General features: G+C 70.5%; 18 protein-coding genes. 9 read left to right on the top strand and 9 right to left on the bottom strand.

All coding sequences use genetic code 11. The annotated features are described in order from the left end of the window. On the top strand, positions 1–418 hold a 418-nt coding region (locus SOM11_RS13830; RefSeq protein WP_320478396.1), incomplete at its 5' end, for an endonuclease/exonuclease/phosphatase family protein. A 409-nt stretch (positions 419–827) separates the two neighbouring features. On the opposite strand, the gene SOM11_RS13835 is transcribed toward SOM11_RS13830, so the two are convergent. Beyond that, on the bottom strand, positions 828–1,754 hold the full coding sequence (locus SOM11_RS13835; RefSeq protein ID WP_320478397.1) for a hypothetical protein: 927 nt from the start codon (positions 1,752–1,754) through the stop codon (positions 828–830). Positions 1,755–1,866: 112 nt separating this feature from the next. Here SOM11_RS13835 and SOM11_RS13840 point away from each other — a divergent pair, with 112 nt between their 5' ends. Then, positions 1,867–2,373 carry a hypothetical protein gene (locus tag SOM11_RS13840; RefSeq protein ID WP_320478398.1) on the top strand — a complete coding sequence of 169 codons (507 nt, stop codon included), beginning with the start codon at positions 1,867–1,869 and terminating at the stop codon, positions 2,371–2,373. Between the two features lie 127 nt (positions 2,374–2,500). Here the strand turns inward: SOM11_RS13840 and SOM11_RS13845 are convergent, their stop codons facing one another. The 5 genes from SOM11_RS13845 to SOM11_RS13865 form a co-directional block, all read right to left on the bottom strand. Beyond that, positions 2,501–3,715, bottom strand: a complete 1,215-nt coding sequence (locus SOM11_RS13845; RefSeq protein WP_320478399.1) for a multidrug effflux MFS transporter — start codon at positions 3,713–3,715, stop codon at positions 2,501–2,503. A 24-nt stretch (positions 3,716–3,739) separates the two neighbouring features. Beyond that, positions 3,740–4,537 (bottom strand): hypothetical protein, encoded by a 798-nt coding sequence (locus tag SOM11_RS13850; protein ID WP_320478400.1) that lies wholly within the window; start codon positions 4,535–4,537, stop codon positions 3,740–3,742. Beyond that, complete coding sequence (locus SOM11_RS13855; RefSeq protein ID WP_192060898.1) at positions 4,534–5,271, bottom strand: hypothetical protein; 738 nt, start codon at positions 5,269–5,271, stop codon at positions 4,534–4,536. Before SOM11_RS13855 ends, SOM11_RS13850 begins: the two co-directional genes overlap by 4 nt. Further along, positions 5,268–6,242: an ABC transporter ATP-binding protein gene (locus SOM11_RS13860; RefSeq protein WP_320478401.1), complete on the bottom strand. Its 975-nt coding sequence runs from the start codon at positions 6,240–6,242 to the stop codon at positions 5,268–5,270. The genes SOM11_RS13855 and SOM11_RS13860 overlap by 4 nt, the downstream gene beginning before the upstream one ends. 246 nt (positions 6,243–6,488) lie before the next feature. Next, positions 6,489–6,752, bottom strand: coding sequence for a GlsB/YeaQ/YmgE family stress response membrane protein (locus tag SOM11_RS13865; protein ID WP_192060901.1), 264 nt, complete (start codon positions 6,750–6,752; stop codon positions 6,489–6,491). Positions 6,753–6,962: 210 nt separating this feature from the next. Here SOM11_RS13865 and SOM11_RS13870 point away from each other — a divergent pair, with 210 nt between their 5' ends. From SOM11_RS13870 to opgC, 7 genes are all read left to right on the top strand, one after another. Then, a complete protein-coding gene (locus tag SOM11_RS13870; RefSeq protein ID WP_192060902.1) occupies positions 6,963–7,313 on the top strand; it encodes a GntR family transcriptional regulator in 351 nt (116 codons plus the stop codon). Then, the gene (locus SOM11_RS13875; RefSeq protein ID WP_320478402.1) at positions 7,310–8,362 is read left to right on the top strand and encodes a hypothetical protein; all 1,053 of its coding nucleotides are present in this window, start codon (positions 7,310–7,312) and stop codon (positions 8,360–8,362) included. The genes SOM11_RS13870 and SOM11_RS13875 overlap by 4 nt, the downstream gene beginning before the upstream one ends. Positions 8,363–8,489: 127 nt before the next feature. Further along, on the top strand, positions 8,490–9,677 hold the full coding sequence (locus tag SOM11_RS13880) for a SpoIIE family protein phosphatase (RefSeq protein ID WP_320478403.1): 1,188 nt from the start codon (positions 8,490–8,492) through the stop codon (positions 9,675–9,677). Positions 9,678–9,739: 62 nt separating this feature from the next. Then, the gene (locus tag SOM11_RS13885) at positions 9,740–11,683 is read left to right on the top strand and encodes a glycosyltransferase (protein ID WP_243215784.1); all 1,944 of its coding nucleotides are present in this window, start codon (positions 9,740–9,742) and stop codon (positions 11,681–11,683) included. Then, the gene (locus SOM11_RS13890) at positions 11,683–12,012 is read left to right on the top strand and encodes an STAS domain-containing protein (protein WP_197981978.1); all 330 of its coding nucleotides are present in this window, start codon (positions 11,683–11,685) and stop codon (positions 12,010–12,012) included. Before SOM11_RS13885 ends, SOM11_RS13890 begins: the two co-directional genes overlap by 1 nt. Continuing rightward, positions 12,005–12,433: an ATP-binding protein gene (locus SOM11_RS13895; protein WP_192060906.1), complete on the top strand. Its 429-nt coding sequence runs from the start codon at positions 12,005–12,007 to the stop codon at positions 12,431–12,433. Before SOM11_RS13890 ends, SOM11_RS13895 begins: the two co-directional genes overlap by 8 nt. Further along, entirely contained in the window at positions 12,430–14,925 is a 2,496-nt protein-coding gene (gene opgC, locus SOM11_RS13900; protein WP_320478404.1) for an OpgC domain-containing protein, read from the top strand. The genes SOM11_RS13895 and opgC overlap by 4 nt, the downstream gene beginning before the upstream one ends. 129 nt (positions 14,926–15,054) lie before the next feature. On the opposite strand, the gene SOM11_RS13905 is transcribed toward opgC, so the two are convergent. Genes SOM11_RS13905 through SOM11_RS13915 form a run of 3 tightly spaced genes read right to left on the bottom strand, consistent with a single transcriptional unit; the run spans position 15,055 to position 17,385 of the window. Next, a complete protein-coding gene (locus SOM11_RS13905; protein ID WP_192060908.1) occupies positions 15,055–16,542 on the bottom strand; it encodes a PTS ascorbate transporter subunit IIC in 1,488 nt (495 codons plus the stop codon). A 47-nt stretch (positions 16,543–16,589) separates the two neighbouring features. Continuing rightward, the gene (locus SOM11_RS13910; RefSeq protein ID WP_192060909.1) at positions 16,590–16,862 is read right to left on the bottom strand and encodes a PTS sugar transporter subunit IIB; all 273 of its coding nucleotides are present in this window, start codon (positions 16,860–16,862) and stop codon (positions 16,590–16,592) included. Positions 16,863–16,911: 49 nt separating this feature from the next. Continuing rightward, a complete protein-coding gene (locus SOM11_RS13915) occupies positions 16,912–17,385 on the bottom strand; it encodes a PTS sugar transporter subunit IIA (protein WP_192060910.1) in 474 nt (157 codons plus the stop codon). Positions 17,386–17,454: the final 69 nt, after the last annotated feature.

The raw sequence follows: 17,454 nt of genomic DNA on the forward strand, positions 1-17,454 counted from the left end.
ACCGGCATGGGCTGGGTTCGTCGCGACCTCAGACAATCCCCGCGCCCCCGCCTTGCTCGTGGCGCATCTGCAGCGTCCTTCATTGGTCGACTCAAGCATTTGGCAGAGCCACGTCGACTGGGCGCGGCAACAGTGCGCGGACCGACGGAACATCGTCGCCGTCGGCGACTTCAACGCCACCCTGGCAAATCTCGGCGGCGACCAGCTCGGCCCGTGTCAGGATGCGGCCTCTGCTCTGGGCCTTGAGTCGACAGGCACCTGGCCCTCGGCTCTGCCAGCGTCTCTGGGCGCCGCGATCGACCACACCTTTTTCGGCCCAGGTTGGGAGCCCGTCGCCTTTGCAGTGCTCTACTCTCAGGCCACCCGAGGTTCAGACCACCGCCCCATCGTCACCGTGCTCAATCCGAACAGCTCGTAACCTGTCTCAATAGGGGATGGGCCACCGAGACGCTCTGCTACTCCCCTCGCGACTCCCGCACGCGGTGCACTCGATAGCTGGCGCCGTAGATGAGCGCAGAAGCGTCGATCAAGACGGGTACCGCGGTTGCGCCGACTTAGCCCAACCACAAAACGTCCCCGTGTGTGAGCATGAACACAGCAAGCATGAGTGTGAACGTGGCCAACACTGCCCACAGAAGCGCCGCTCTGGCACACCGGCTCGCCGACCGGAGGTGCTCGCCTGGGCCGCCGCGGACCTCCGGACCGCCGACTCCGAGGCAGGCGTCGTCGGATCGGGCACCGTCGTGGCCGTCACCGTGCGCGCGTAGCTCATCGAGCCCGCGGTCGGGCCGGCCGGAGGTGCCACGGGCTGAGCCGCGACGGGTGCCTCAGGCGCGCGGCTCGGCGAGGCTGAACAGCGCGACCACCTCGTCGAGGTCGCGACCCAGGACGAGGTCGAGAGACGCGACGTCGCGTTCGTCCCTCAGCTGCGCGATGACCGCGCCCGACGAGCCTGCGACAGCCCGGGCCCTGCCCGCGACCATAAGCTGGACCGGCTCGGCCCCGGCGCGCACGGGCGCGTCGGGCAGCGGGTCGAGACCGTCGGCGACGCGCCGGTCGAGGGCGAGCGCCGCCAGCACCCAGCGTTCCGCGAGGCCGACCGGGCGCAGCGACGCCAGGGGAGACCGGCGCCCCCGGCCGAAGACGACGATCATGCTGTCGCTGCGCTCGACCTGCCAGGCGACACCGCCGACGTCGAACCGGCAGAGCACGTCAGAGTGGAGGTCGACGACCGCCCCGAGATGCTCCAGCGCCCGCACGCACGTCGGGCCGAGCAGGCGCGCGGTCGTCGCGGCCTCGCGCTCCCGGCGCTCACGCTCGAGCACCGCACGGGCGAGCGGAGCGTGCTCGGCGGCGAGTGCTTCCCGGTCGAGCGGCGCACCCTGGGCGAGGCGCGCGTGCAGCCACGCCGGGTCGAGCCGACCGAGGTAGAGGAAGCGCACCTGGACGACCCCGGCTGGGTCTGACACGGTGAGGGGCCTGTCGGGGGCGAGCAGGGCGACGCCGTGGTCGAGCGACCACACCGCGACGACCGTTCCGTCGACGACGGCCACCCATGACCAGCCCTGTACGCGAACGTCGGGGCTGCTGCGCTCGACCACATCGCCGACGAGCGACCCTGCCCGGACCCGCAGCTCGCGATGGTGCGACTGGGCGTCGTCGCCCATCGACACGCTCTCCCGGTTGACGACGACGACGAACTCCGCGGGCACGTCGCTCGACGCCGCGCCGACGAGCCGAGACCAGATCCCCATGACGGCGACGCTATCGGCCGATCAGCCCAGCGGCTCCGGAGACGCCTACGTACTGAAGAGATCGCCTAATCTGGGCACCCCTGTCGACCCGTTTTCACCGAGAGGAGACACGATGATCGAGCAAGAGCACTCATCACCACGGCGAGCACTCGAGGTGCCGCTGGGCGCTCCCGTGTTCGTCCAGGCGCTGCGGTACACGGCCATGTACGGAGCGAAGCCGTTCCCCGAGGCTCTGCTGATCTACCTGGACAACGGCGCGTACAAGATCCTCTCGCCCGGCGAGGAGCATTACGGGAGCTACGTCTCCGCGACCGACCCGGCCGCCCCACCCCGTCACGTGGCGTTCGTGTCCTGGCCCTCCGAAGACTGGGGGCGGAACGTCGCCTCGCACACGCTCACGTTCGACCAGGACACGGGGGCGTTCGTGCAGTCTCTCGTCCTGCCCGGAGATGCGGTGCCGCGCGCGCAGCACGGCTACGCGCACAGCGTGGACATCCCGCTGACGGGCCTCATGGAGGCCACGTGGCACGAACTCCGAGCGGCCTGCGCTCCCGTCTTCGACCGTCTGCAGGCACAGACCGACCCTCGCCGCGACGAACGGTCCCTCGACCTCCCGTAGGTCGACACGACTCGCGTTCACGAGCGTGATCCAGGTCGTGTGATCGTGCGACTCCTCGATCTCGATCTCGATCTCGGAGAAGCCTTCACCGGAACCGGAACCGGAACCGGAACCGGCACCGGCACCGTCACCTGACCCGACGCGACGCCCAGACCTGCGCGCCGAGACCGACCGCGATGAACCCGAGCATGAGCGCGCCCATCACGACGGCCGTGCCGCCGAGGGCACCCGCGAGCGGTGTGGCCGCTCCGCCCAGGCCGAACTGCAGTCCGCCGACGAGGGCCGCCGCCGTGCCGGGGGAGCGATGGCCGAGCGCCTGCGTCAGCGTGATCGACCCCGGGATCACCCACCCCCACCCCGCCGTGACGATCGCCAACGCCGGCCACACGAGCGCCGGCCCGGCACCCGAGAGAGCCCCCACGAGCACCAGCAGCGACCCGGTCGCGCAGACCGCGAGCCCGACGGTGAAGAGGCGGTCCTCGTCGAATCGCCCGATGAGCCGCCGGAACACCAGCGTCGACGCGATCATGCACGACGCGTTCGAGGCGAAGACGAGCGTGTAGAGCCCCTCGCCGAATCCGTACTCCTGCTGGAACACGAACGACGACGTCGAGATGTACGAGAAGAAGCCGATCGTCGCCGCGCATCCGGTGATCAGATACCAGCGGAACCGTGGGATCCCGAGCAGGCCGCGCATCCTTCGCAGCGACGCCCCCAACGAGGCTCCGCCTTCAGGAGGCGCGGTGAGGGTCTCCGGAAGCAGTCGCGCCGCCGCGATGGCCAGCCCCGACCCCAAGACCGCCAGCACGACGAACGTGACGCGCCACGACCCGGCCGCGAGCACGGCGCCGCCGACGAGCGGCGCCACGACCGGGCCGACCGAGTTGATGGCCGCCAGGGTGGCGAAGAGGCGGCTCCGGGTGGTGCCCGTCGTCGAGTCGCCGACCATCGCGCGGGCCGCGACGGAGCCCGCCGCGCCTCCTAATCCTTGCAGCACCCGGGCCACGACGAGGGTGCTCGCGTCGGGTGCCACCGCGCAGGCGACCGAGGCGAGCGCGAACACCGACATGCCGACGAGGACGATGCGCCGGCGACCCGTGCCGTCGCTGAGCGGGCCGATGACGATCTGCCCCAGCGCGAAGCTGACGAGGAAGGCGGTGAGGCTGAGCTGCACCTGCGCCGTCGAGGCTCCGAGGTCGCGGGCGATGGCCGGCAGACCGGGGATGTACATGTCGGTCGCGAAGGGCGAGATGCCGACGATGAGCGCGATGGTGAGGACCGCGCCGCGCCCTCTGGGGGCCGGGGCGGCAGCGCGGGGCAGGGAGACGTCGTCGTCGCTCATCACGTCGAAGCCTAGCTCCGTGCCTCAGAACGCCGACGATTCCAGGGTCCCGACGCGACGGGCGCGTCGCTCGAAACGCCCCCAGACGACGACCGCCGCGATGACCCAGACGACTCCGGTGCCGAGAGCGAGGGCGTAGTCGCCCCAGAACCCCTCCGACATCCCTTCGTCGACGCCGGTCCTCCCGGCTTCGATGAGGTTCGCGAGGGGAATGACACGCGCTACGAGATCTATCGGGTGCCACAGCACGCTCAGGGGGGCGACGACCCCGGCCGCCAGGGGCAGCACGTACTCTGCGATGTTGGACAGAAGCAAGCTGTCGCGGAGGGAGAGGCTGGCGGCACCGATGAGGAAGCCGATGCCGATGGCAGCCGGTGCGACGCCGATGAGCACCAGGGCGATGATGCCCCAGCTGTCTGAGCGGCCCGACGGCTGGACCACCATGAGGGTCGCGAGGAGACCGACGGTCGCGACCAGGACGCCCAGGCCGGCGACGACGGTGAAGCGACCCAGCCACGAGGCGACGGTTCCGTGCGGGGCGATGAAGAGGAACGGGGTCGTCCCCTCGAAGCGATCCTCTGCGACCAGGGTGGCGACGGCGACGCTCGCGGCGACCGAACCGACGCCGACCGACGCGGCGAGGGCGTCGCCCGCATCAGGATCGGCGGCCCCGGCACCGCTCGCCATGGCGAGGTAGAACATCGACGTCAGCAGCGGGATCACCCCGAGGCGGACCGCTCGAACGGTCGGACTGATCGACTCGGGCAGCGCCCGCCATGCGATGACCATCGCCGCGCGGTAGGTCGAACCTGCGCCCGTCATGCCAGCGCCAGCGTTCCGTCTCGACGCGCTCGACGGAGCGCCGTGATCAGCAGAACCCACGCGGCCGTAGCCCACAGCGCGGACATCCCCACCGACTCGAGGAGCCACACGAGAGCGACGGACCCCGTCGAGTGCCCGACGGCGACCGCCCCCACGAGCGGATGGATCGCCGCTACCGGAACGATCCACCACGGGAATGACGACAAGGGGACGACGATCCCGCTGAGCAGCCAGATCGGGGTCAGGAGCAGCGGCTCCAGCACAGTCGCCGAGCGTGAGACCAGGAAGAACGCGGCCAGGACGAGGGCGGAGCTCATGCAGGCAAGGAACGACGCGGCCAACGAGACCAGGTCGCGGAGATCCACGTGCACGTGACCCGTCACGGCGAGCTGCAACCCGAGCGCGAGGGGGATGCCGAGGAGTCCGATGGTCGCCGCCGCCGCACACAGGCTCCCGAAGACCACGCCCGGGCGGAGGGTGCTCAAGGCCATGTGCTCGAGGGTGCCCTGGAAGCGCTGGTAGCTGATGATGCCGACAGCGGTCGTGGTCGTCGCCCAGATGCCGGCGATGGAGCCCTCGAGCCACAGCGAGGCCGTCAGGGGGGTGTCGGCACCGAGGGAGCCGAGGACACGGAGGGCGACGAAGATGCATGGTGCGACGAGCGCCTGCTGCAGGAAGAAGGGCGTCCGCAGGAGCTGCCGGGCGTGGAACAGCGTGATTCGAAGCCCGTTCACGGCGCTGATGTCCCGACTCGTTCTCGATGCGTCCGCAGGAAGGCCAGGTACGCCTCCTCCAGGGTCGTCGGTCTCGTGACGGAGGCCCGGACGTCGGCCAGGGAGGCGAGGAAGGCCGGTGCGGCGGGATCGCGGCCGTGCTCCCAGACGAGGTCGACGTACCAGAGTCCCCGCCGCTCCTCGCTGATGATGTCCGCTGTTCCGGCGACGGACCGGAACATGGGCCGGGGATCTGCCCGCGACTCGACGGTGAGGGTCGTCACGGTGCCGATCCCCGCGCGGGCCGCGATGTCGGAGGGGGCCCCCTCCGCGACGACGAGACCATCCGAGATGATCACGATGCGATCAGCGAGGTCGTCGGCGTCGGTGAGATCGTGCGTGGTCAGAAGGACCGCCTTGCCCGAGGCCCGCAGCTCACGGATCAGCCCGCGGAGGTCTTCGGCGCCTTCAGGGTCGAGCCCGATGGACGGCTCGTCGAGGAGGATGAGCTCGGGCTCTGCGAGGAGCGCTCTCGCGAGATGCAGGCGTTGCCTCATGCCCCTGGAGTAGGTCTCGACCCTGCTGTCTCGACGATCGGAGAGGCCGACGCGGGCGAGCACCTCGACGATCCGCTGCCGTAGGGCGCGTCCGTGTACTCCCTGGAGCTCCCCGAAGAAACGGAGGTTCTCGACGGCACTGGCCCGCATGTAGAAGCCCCGGTCGCCTCCGAGCACCAGCCCCAGGTGACGGCGAGCTGCGCGAGGGTCGGCGACAGCATCGATGCCTGCGACTCGGACGGAGCCGCGCGTGGGCTCGAGCAACGTCGCCGCCATCTTGACCGTGGTGGTCTTGCCGGCGCCGTTCGGGCCGAGGACGGCGACGACTTCGCCGGCGCCGATGGAGAGGTCGACCCCGCGGACAGCCTCGATCGATCCTGCCGACGTCCGGAAGCTGCGTCGTGCCTCTCGCACGTCGAGGATGGGCTCATGCATAGCTGCCGAAAGTAAGACATACCGTACGATATGTCAAGATGTCTCGCGATCAGGGCGGTCGCCCTGCGGGCAGCTGATCACCCGGGAGTCGCATCGGGTCAGCAGCTGCGACCGTGGATGACGCGGAGAGCGGGTGTTCGCCGATGCGTTAGCGGCGCATCCCGCCTGACGGGCCGGCTCGGCTGACCCCGAGCGCGACGAAGGGGCGGGCGCACTGCGCCCGCCCCTTCTTCTAGACCCGGAGGGTCAGCGCTTGCTGCGACCCGTGATGAGGCCGTAGACGAACAGCACGACGACCGCGCCGACGATGGCGATCAGCCACGACTCGATCGAGAAGAAGCCGTTGAAGTCGACGCCGAAGAGCGCGCCGCCGATCCAGCCGCCGAGCAGGGCGCCGATGACGCCGAGCACGAGGGTGGCGATCCAGCCGCCGCCCTGACGGCCCGGGAGGATGGCCTTGGCGATGGCGCCGGCGATGAGGCCGAGGAGGAGGAAGGCGAGGAAGCTCATGAGAGACCTTTCGAGCGGTTGACGACAAGTTGGCACCGCCTGACCCCCTCACCACCGAGATGGTGACGAGCTCAGGAGCCTCAAATCGAGGCTTAGCGGTACATCCACTGTGCGCCTCCTGAGAGTCTCGTGCTCGAGCTCGAGCGTCGGCTAGCCGATAAGCGCACGGGGGCCCTTGCGAGCAACCACTTGTACTAGTAGAACTAGAACATGTTGATCAGGCTCGACCCGGCATCCGAGATGCCGATCGCCGACCAGATCGTGACGCAGATCCGCCGGGGCATCGCCGACGGCGACATCGAGGTCGGCGAGCGACTGCCCTCGGCTCGTGACCTCGCGGCCGCCCTCGCGATCAACATGCACACCGTCCTGCGGGCCTACGACTCGCTCCGTACCGCCGGCCTGATCGAGCTCCGTCGCGGTCGCGGGGCGGTCGTCATCGCGGGCGCCGACGCCCCGACCACGGCCCTCTACGCCGCCGCCGCCGCGCTCGTGCGCGACGCCGCCCGCCTCGGCATCGCACCCGCCGACCTCGCCACGATCATCAGGGGGATGACATGACCGCCGACCGACCCGCCCCGAGCACGCCCGACGAGCCCGAGACCGGCACCACGCCCGTGCCTGCCGACCCCGTGCCCGCCGAGGTGGACGGGGTGGTCCTGCTCCGCACCTCCTCGGCCGTCGTCGCGGCCCTCGCGCCCGCGGCCCTCCTCGTGGTCGTCGCCCTCGTGCTCGGTCCGCGGCTGGGCGACACCATCGCGCGTCACTGGTCGGGCGACGGCGCCGCCGACGGGTTCTCGGGCACCTGGTCGTCGTTCGCCGTCGTCGCGGCGATCGTCGCGGCCCTGACCACGGTGTCGATCGTGGCCGCTCTGACCCGGCGCGGGCGCCCGTCACGTCTGATCGCCGGAGGCGCGGCCTCCTTCGCAGGCCTGGCCGCCTGCACCTGGGTCGCCACCGCCCTCGCGACAGCAGCCGCGCCGACCCCCGAGGAGGCGGTGGCCGGCTGGACGCCCGCGCTCACGCTCCCGGGCCTCGCCTGGGGCGTCGTCGTCGGCTGGCTGGCGACCGGCAGCGGCGTCCGGGCGCTGCCCGACGTGGAGTTCGACGACCGGGCGAGCGTCCGCCCGGCGGATCTGCGACCGGGGGAGCGACTGGCGTGGTCGGGCACCACCGGCAGCCCCGTCTTCGTCGTGATGGGGTCCGTCGTGATGGCCCTGGCGATCGTCTCCGGCGCCGTGCTCTTCGTGAGCGGCGCCTCCTCGGTCGTCGTCTACTCGGCCGTGCTGCTGCTCGCCGGCGCCGCCGTCCTCGCTCTGGGGCGAGTCCGACTGACCGTCGACCAGCGCGGGGTGCGCCTCGTCTCGGCGCTGCTCGGCGTCCGCCTGCTGCGGGTGCGCCTGACCGACGTCGCCGGCGTCGAGACCGAGACCCTCGACCCGATGTCGTGGGGCGGCTGGGGGTTGCGCGTCTCGAAGCGCGGCACCGCCTACGTCACCGGCCGCCGCCCCGGCATCGTCGTCCGACGCCGCGACGGCAGCGCGGTCGCCGTCACGATCGACGACGCCGAGTCCGCCGCGTCCGTCGCGGCTGCTCTCGCGCAGCGCTGACCCTACGGCTCGTCGATCGGCTCCTCCACACCCCGGCCAGACCAGAAATGGGGCCACCGGCGGCGGCCCGATCGCCGCCGTAGACCGCTCCATCTGTTTAGAGTGTCCACAGAGAGGGGGTGCAGCGATGCAGGAGTCGACTCGCGAGATCAGGCGTCAGCGGGCGGTCGAGAGCCTCGGCGTCATCGACTCCGACCGCAATCCCCGCCTCGACCGCATCACCCGCATGGCCAGGGCGATCTTCGGCGTGCCGATGTCGTCGGTCACGGTGCTCGACAATCAGCGCGCGCTCTTCCTCGGTCGCGACGGCTTCGACGTCCCGGTGGTGGGTCGGCACGACACCCCCTGCCACCTCGTGATCGACTCGGGCGAGATCATCTCCGCCGAAGACGCCGCCGCCGACGCCCGCTTCGACCACATCGAGCCGTTCCGCGCCAACGGCCTCGGCTTCTACCTCGGCCACCCCCTGCTCGACGGGTCGGGCAACGTCGTGGGCTCGTTCTGCGTCATGGGCTTCGAACCGCGTCATCTCGACGCCGAGCAGATGTCCGAGTTCGAAGACCTCGCAGCCTGGGCTCAGAGCGAGCTGCTGGCCGACGCCGAGGCCGCCTCGGCGTCCGCGACCCAGCAGGCGCTGCTGCCCGCCGAGCCGCTCGAGATCGACGACGTCCACGTCGAGGGCGTCTGCCTCCCCTCCCTCAGCGTCGGCGGCGACTACTTCGACTACGGCGTCGTCGGCCGACAGGTGCACGTCGCCGTGGGCGACGTCATGGGCAAGGGCGTCGGCGCGGCCATCCTCGGGTCGTCGGTGCGGGCCGCCTGCCGAGCCGCCGTCCCCACGGTCAGCGACAACCGCCTCCTCGGCACGGCCGTCGACCGCATCGAGCGCGCCGTCATCGGCGATCTGCAGCGCACCGGCTCGTTCGTCACGTACTTCCACGCCGTGCTCGACCTCGACACCGACGAGCTCTCGTACGTCGACGCCGGCTCCGGTCTCGCTCTGGTCGTCCGCGCCGACGGCTCCGTCGAGCAGCTGATGGGATCCGACCTGCCGCTCGGCCTCGAGGCGCAGACGCACGAGACCCACACCATCGTGCTGCTGCCGGGCGACCGGCTCGTCGTCATGAGCGACGGCGTGCTCGACGTGCTCGACGACGAGAACGGCTGGCTGGCCGAGGTCGGCGGCATCGTCGCCCGCTCGGGCGACGCCGAACGCTCCGACGCCCCCGATCTCGTCGACGCCATCGCCCTGCTCGCCCGCGACCGCATCGCCCGTGACGACGTGACCCTCCTCGTACTGGACCGACGTCCGTGACGGACCTCCTCACCCGACGCGACCAGCGCCTCCTCGGCCGGTCGACCCCGGCCCGTCGGATCGTGCCCATCCGCATCGTCGTGCTGCTCGCATCGCTCGCCGGCCTGAACTACATCATCTGGCGCTGGGCCGTCTCGGTGAACTGGACCTCGTGGTGGATCGCCGTGCCGCTCGTCGTCGCCGAGACGTACAGCGTGATCGACTCGCTGCTGTTCGGCCTCGGCGCCTGGCGCCTCCGCGAACGGGGCGAGCCGCCCACCCCGCCGTCGCCCGACTCGCCCGAGACCGTCGTCACCGTCGACGTCTTCGTCACCACCTACAACGAGCCCGTCGAGATGGTGATGCGCACGGCGCTCGCCGCGCAGGCCATCGAGTACCCGCACACGACGTGGATCCTCGACGACGGCGGGCGGGCGGAGATCCGCGAGGCGGCCGAGGGCGCGGGGATCGGCGTCATCACCCGGTCGTCCGACTGGGTCGACCGCCCGCGGCACGCCAAGGCGGGCAACCTGAACAACGCGCTGCTGACGACCGAGGGCGAGTTCCTGCTGATCCTCGACGCCGACCAGGTGCCCGAGCCGAGCATCCTGCACCGCACCCTCGGGTACTTCAAAGACGAGAAGACCGCGCTCGTCCAGACGCCGCAGTGGTTCGAGAACGTGCCCGAGTCCGACCCGCTCGGCAGTCAGGCCCCGCTGTTCTACGGGCCCATCCAGCAGTCGAAGGACGGCTGGAACAGCGCGTTCTTCTGCGGTTCGAACGCCGTCCTCCGTCGGGAGGCGCTGATGCAGCTGGGCGTGTCGCGGTACGTCGCCGAGGTCGAGTCGGCCGTGCGTCGCGCCGTCAAGACGTCGAGCCGTCTGATCGAGCACGCCCGTCTCGAGGCCGTCGACCAGCCGCGCGTGCTCGAGGTGCTCGAGGAGGCCGAGACGATCGTCGAGCGCGCCCGGGTCGAGCTCGCCCGCGGAGACTCGCTCGGCGACGTCACGTACCGGTTCCAGCGCGGCATCGACACCATCGCCTACCGGTTCGCCGACGCCGACGTCGCCGCCATGCAGGACGACATCGCCGAGCTCGCGGCCATGTCGGTCGGCCCCGGCACCTTCGACGCGCTCGACCAGGCCGCCCTCGATCTGCTCAGCGACCGCTCGGCGTCGCCGCTGCAGGCCATCGAGTCGATCTCGATGCTCGTCGGCGCGCTCGACGTCGACCGCGGCGACGAGGCCCAGGCGATCATGCCGCTGGCCACGATCTCGGTGACGGAGGACATGGCGACGGCCATGCGCCTCCACGGCCTCGGCTGGAAGTCGGTCTACCACGACGAGATCCTCGCGATCGGCCTCGCCCCCGAAGACCTGAACACCATGATGACGCAGCGCCTGCGGTGGGCTCAGGGCACGATGCAGGTGTTCTTCCGCGAGAACCCGCTCGTGCAGAAGGGCCTCTCGCTGGGCCAGCGCCTGATGTACTTCTCGACGATGTGGAGCTACCTCTCGGGCTTCGCCGCCCTCGTCTACATCGGCGCGCCCGTGCTCTGCCTCTCGTTCGGCGTCGTGCCCGTCACCGCGTACAGCGTCGACTTCTTCGCCCGGCTGATCCCGTTCCTGGTGCTGAACCAGGTGCTGTTCTGGGTCGTGGCCGCCGGGCGGCCGACCTGGCGCGGGCAGCAGTACTCGCTGGCGCTCTTCCCCGTCTGGATCGCGTCGGTGACGACGGCGTTCCAGAACGTCTACCGGGGCCGTGCGCTCGGCTTCTCGGTGACGCCCAAGACCAAGCAGGCCTCGAACGGGCCACGCTGGGACCTCGTGAAGCCGCAACTCGTCGCCATGGGCTGCCTCGCCGCAGCACTGGTGCTGGTCGGCATCCGCTACGCGACCGGACAGGCCGACGGCATCGCGCCGTTGGTGAACATCCTCTGGGTCGTCTTCGACCTGGTGATCTTCAGCATCGTCGTCCGCGCCGTTCTCTACACGGGGCCGGAGCCCCGAGACAAGGAATCCCCATGATGACCGTAGAAGTGAAGACCGTCGAGGGCGGATGCGTGATCTCCCCGCAGGGGCGCCTCACCGTCGTGTCGACCCCGCAGCTGCGGACGGAGGTGGCGACACGCATCGAGGCCGGCGACCGGCTGATCATCGTCGACCTGTCGCAGACGACCTTCGTCGACTCGTCGGGGCTCGGCGCGCTCGTGTCGTGCCTCAAGTCCGCGCGCCAGGCGGGTGGTGACCTGCGGCTCGTCGCGCCGACCGAGCAGGTGTCGATGGTGCTGAAGCTCACGAACCTCGACCGCATCCTCCAGCCCCGCGCTTCGGTCGAAGAAGCGCTCCATGACTGAGAGCGACGGCGTCAGCGTCATCGACGTCGCTGCCGTCCCCGAGAGCATCGATCTCGTCCAGAACACCTTCGAGGCCTGGTGGACGGCCCTCGGCATCGACTCGATGGAGGTGCGGTTCCCGTTCGAGACGGCGATCGTCGAGATCGCGGCGAACGTCATCGAGCACTCGATCGTGGCCGACGGCGCAGAGGGGATCGAGGGTCGCCGCTTCACCCTCGAGCTCCGTGCGGAGGACGAGCGCCTGACGGCCGTCTTCAACGACAACGGCCTGCCCGCCGAGATCGACCTCAGCGACGTGTCGATGGCGGATCTCGACGACGAGGGGGGCCGCGGTCTGGCACTCGCCATGCTCAGCCTCGAGTCGCTCGACTACACCCGCGAGGGCGGCCGCAACATCTGGACTCTCGTGTGCCGTCGGTGAGAAGACCGGCACTGCGCGCCCTCGCCGCACTCGCGGCGGCGGTGGCCGTGGTGCCCCTGGTCTTGGGAGGCGCGGCGCCGGCGACCGCCGACACCGCGCCTCCTGCAGACGGGGCCTGGTTCGGGCCCGACCTCGACTGGGGTTCCGACGGGCCCGACGGCTACGCGGACCGCCTGGGGGAGACCCCCTCGACGTACTCCGTCAACATCGACTACCCGATCGACGACGACTCCGCCGATCAGTGGCGGCGATCGGCCCGCGCGGCGGCGGCTCAGGGCGCCGCGCTGGTCGTCAGCCTCGAGCCGTCGCGACCGCTCGCCGACCTCGACGCCGACCAGGCCGCCCGGGCCGACGAGCTGCTGACCGAGTTCCACGACCAGTACGGCATCGCGCAGCTCGTGCGCTTCGCCCCCGAGATGAACGGCAACTGGCAGCGCTGGGGGCAGCAGCCGACCGAGTTCGTGCGGGCCTTCGGCCAGATCGCCGACGCCGTGCACGACGGCACGTCCACGGCCGACATGGTCTGGGCGCCCTCGTACGGCGCCGGCTACCCGTTCGCCCAGGCCGACGGGCGCCTGCCCGCGACCGGGGCCCGCGACGAGGCCCTGCTCGACACCGACGGCGACGGCACGGTCACCGAGGCCGACGACCCGTACGGCCCGTACTACCCGGGCGACGACGCCGTCGACTGGGTCGGTCTCACCATGTTCTTCTTCGGCAAGGGCGACGCCTCGACGGCCGCCGGCACCGACGTGCCGCTCGTCGTGAACCAGGCGCCGGCCGAGGGCGAGGTGCAGGCGCGCTTCGACGAGACCTGGGGCTACTCGCAGCCGCAGGAGGCGACCTTCTACGACCGGTTCGCGGTCGGCACCGACCACCCGCTGCTGCTCGACACCGGCGCCCTCTACGACCAGGGGCTCGACGGCGCCACCGAGCTCGCGGTCAAGCAGGGCTGGTGGCGTCAGATGCTCACCGCGCTCGACGACCAGCCCCTCGTGGCCGGCGTCACCTGGCTCGAGACCGTGCGCGAGGAGGCCGAGGCCGGCGACCGCGAGGTCGACTGGCGCGCCACCGACGACGACGCCATCGCCGCGGCGTTCCGCGCCGACCTGGTCGACAGCGGGGCCATCGTCTTCGGGCCTCTCACCGACCCCGTCACACCCGAGGAGGGCGACGCCGCCACGGTGCAGGTGCGCGACGGCGGCGGCGGCGACGAGATGGGCTGGATCGTGGGCTGCGCGGTCGCCCTCGCGCTGGCGTTCCTGCTGAGCGGCGTCGTGGGGCGCGTGCTGCCGCGCTGGCGCTACCCCGACGACGGCAAGCCCGGGCGCGACCTCCGCATCGACCTCTTCCGCGGGTTCATCATCCTGGCCGTGGTCATCACCCACATCGAGGTCGCGGGCCCGTACTCGTTCGTCACGCTGAAGGCGGTCGGCGCGATCACCGGCGCCGAGATGTTCGTGTTCCTCAGCGGGCTCGTGCTCGGCATGGTCTACCCGTTGGGCGTCAAGAAGTTCGGCGAGAAGACCGCCGCGATCGGCGCCTTCGTGCGGGCCCGCAAGCAGTACGTCGTGACGCTCGTCGTCATCCTCGTCGTCTTCGCCCTGAGCTTCGTGCCGCTGGTGAACACCGACGAGATCACGACCTTCACCGACCGCGGCACGGGCGACACCGGCGCCGGCGCGATGGGCCGGGTCTACGACCTCTACCCGAACGCCGACCGCCTGCTCGACTACCCGCCGCCCTGGTACGCCGTCCGGCAGCTGCTGCTGCTCGAGATGGGCCCCTGGCCGTTCAACATCATGGGGCTGTTCGTCGTGCTCAGCCTGACGATCCCCGGTCTCATGTGGCTCGTGAAGCGCGGTCTCTGGTGGGTCGTGCTCGTCGGCAGCTGGGCCGTCTACGCGGTCGGCGTGCTCTTCCCCGACTTCTCGCTGCTGCCCTCGCAGTTCGAGCCGGTGTTCCCGCTCTTCGCCTGGCAGGTGCTGTTCACCCACGGTCTCGTGATCGGCAACTACCGGCGGCAGATCGTCTCGGCGCTGACGACGACGGTCGGCAAGGTGCTGGTCGGGGTCGGCGTGGTCGGCTACGCGGGGTTCCTGGCCCTGATCTGGGCCGGCAGCACCTACGGCTTCGACCTGGGGCCGATCCCCTCGTCGATCTACGACTCGCTGTACCTGACGGGCTACCAGCGCGTCGACATGCAGTGGGGCCGCCTGGTCGACACCGCCCTGGTCGTCGTCTGCGTCTACGCGATCCTCACGGTGTTCTGGAAGCCCATCGCCGCCGCCCTCGGCTGGCTGTGGATCCCGCTCGGGCAGGCCAGCCTCTACGTGTTCATCTGGCAGGTCTTCTTCGCCCTGGCGGTGGCGTCGATCCCCGGCCTCGACCGGACGAACGTGATCACCGGCACGATCATCCACACCGCGGTCATCCTGCTGGTGTGGTGGATGGTGCGGAAGCGCTTCCTGTTCTCCGTCATCCCGCGGTAGCCGGGCGGCGCGGTCGTCGCGACCCGCGCCTCCTGCGCTCTGCTCCTCAGGCCGGGTACCCGGCCGAGCGACGCGAAGACCCCCGTGCACAGCGCACGGGGGTCTTCGTCGTTCTCGCGGAGCGCCTGCCTAGGAGGCGGTGGTCGCCTTCGCCGCATCGACCTCGGCCTGCTCGGCCGCCAGTCGCGCATCGCGCTTCGCGCCGGGCACCCAGCCGCCGTCGACGAGCTTGATCTGGTAGATCGACGCGCCGATGACGAGCGCGGCGCCGACGACCAGGCTGATGACGACGCCGATCAGCGGGCCGCCCAGGAAGCTGACGCCGATGAGCGTGCCGAACCAGCCGAAGTCGGCGTCGCCGAAGGTGCTGTTCGCGAAGCCCAGGTTGCCGAGCACGAGCAGCAGGATCGCGGGCAGGAACGTGATGATCAGGCCGTTGACGAACCCGCCCAGCACGGCGCCCTTGCGACCGCCGGTCGCATTGCCGAAGACGCCGGCTCCACCACCGGTGAAGAAGTGCGGCACCATGCCCGGCAGGATCAGCGCGAGGCCGAACACCGGGTTCAGCCACGACGCCAGCACCGCGAGGGCGACGAGACCGCCGGCGAACGACGACAGGAACCCGATCAGCACCGCGTTCGCCCCGTACGGGAAGATCAGCGGGATGTCGAGGGCCGGCTTGGCGCCGGGCACGACCTTCTCGGCGATGCCCTGGAACGCCGGCACGAGCTCGCCGAGCACGGTGCGGACGCCGTAGAGGATGATCGCGACGCCGACGCCGAACTGCAGCGCCTGGGCGAAGCCGGCCATGATGAACGCGCCCGCGTCGGTGACGCCGAAGATGTCGAACGCCTGGTCGCGCGGCAGCACGATGAGGGCCCAGACGGTGAAGACCAGGTAGATCAGCACCATCGAGAGGCTGGTGGCGACCATCGAGTCGCGGAGGAACTTCAGCCCCTGCGGGAACTTGATCTCTTCGGTGGACTTGCTCTTGCCGCCGACGACCGAGCCGGTGGCACCCGCCGCGAGGTAGCCGAGGGTGCCGAAGTGGCCGATGGCGATCGAGTCGTCGCCGGTGATCTTCTTCATGAAGGGCTGCGCCAGGGTGGGCATCACCACCATGATCACGCCGAGCAGCACCGCGCCGAGCACGACGGTGAGCCAGCTGAGGCCCTCGCCGAGACCGACGGACAGCACGACCGTCAGCATCACCGACATGAAGACCATGTGGTGCCCGGTGAGGAAGATGTACTTCAGCGGGGTGAAGCGCGCGAGGGCGAGCATCACCAGGAACCCGAGCACCAGCACGTAGGCGCTCTGCGCGCCGTACTGCTCTTGCGCGACGGCCGCGATGACCTCGTTCGTGGGGATGACGCCCTGGGCGCCGGTGACGGCGAGGATCAGCGTGCCGAGCGGGTCGAGCGCCCCGGTGACGACGGTCGCGCCGGCCCCGAGGATCAGGAACCCGAGAGCGGCCTTGAGCGCACCGCCCACGACCTGCCCGGCGTTGCGGCGCAGCGCGATCAGACCGATCGCGGTGATGATGCCGATCAGGTAGGCGGGCACGTTGAGGATCTGCATGCCGATGAAGTCGAGTACGACGACCAGCCACTCCATTGGGACTCCTTCTGGGTTTCGTTCGTGGGATCAGCCGACGCGGAGCGTCAGGCGATCGATTCCTGGAGCTTCGCCTGGATCTCGGCGACGCTGGTGAAGTTGTCGATGACGATGACCTTCGAGGGGACCTCGCCGAGCTCTTCGACGAGGTCGGCCGAGGTCAGGACGATCTGGGCCGTGCGGGCGGCGCCGCGGGCGGTGCCGATGTCGGCCGCCTCGACGTCGGCGTCGACGTCGAGGGCGCGGAGGGCCTTCTCGGCGTTCATCTTGAGCAGGACCGAGGTGCCGATCCCCATGCCGCAGACGGTGATGATCTTCATGGTGCGTTCCTTTCGAGCGGTGCGTGGTGGTGGTGCGTGGCGATGGTGGTCAGGAGGCGTTCTGGGCGTCGGAGAGCGCGTGCAGCGTGCGCAGCACCTCGTCGGGCGACCCGGCGGCGCGGAGGGCCGCGAGCCCGTCTTCGTCGGCGAGCACGCCGGCCAGGGCCGACATGACCTCGATGTGGCCGTCGTGGTCGAGCGCGGCGAGCCCGATGACGAGATCGACCGGGTCGTTCGTCTTGTGCCCGAACTCGACCGGCTCGGCGAGGCCGACCCATGAGAGGCCCGTGCGCGACACGGCGGGCGAGGGGCGGCTGTGCGCCAGGGCGAGCCCCGGGGCGATGACGATGTACGGCCCCAGCTCGTCGACGGCGGCGATCATCTCGTCGGTGTAGGCGGAGGTCGTGGCGCCCGAGGCGACGAGACCGTCGCCGGCCAGTCGGAGGGCCTCGCGCCAGTCGGCGGCGTGCGCGCCGGTGACGACGGATTCGACGGGGAGTTCTTCGGCCAGGTCGACGGGCATGTCGCGCTCTTCCGCTCGGCGCCTCGTTGGGCGGCAGCTGTCGTCGAAGAGGGGCCTCGTCGACTGGTG

This window comes from Frigoribacterium sp. CFBP9029, assembly GCF_034045305.1.
Taxonomy (GTDB): Bacteria; Actinomycetota; Actinomycetes; order Actinomycetales; family Microbacteriaceae; genus Frigoribacterium.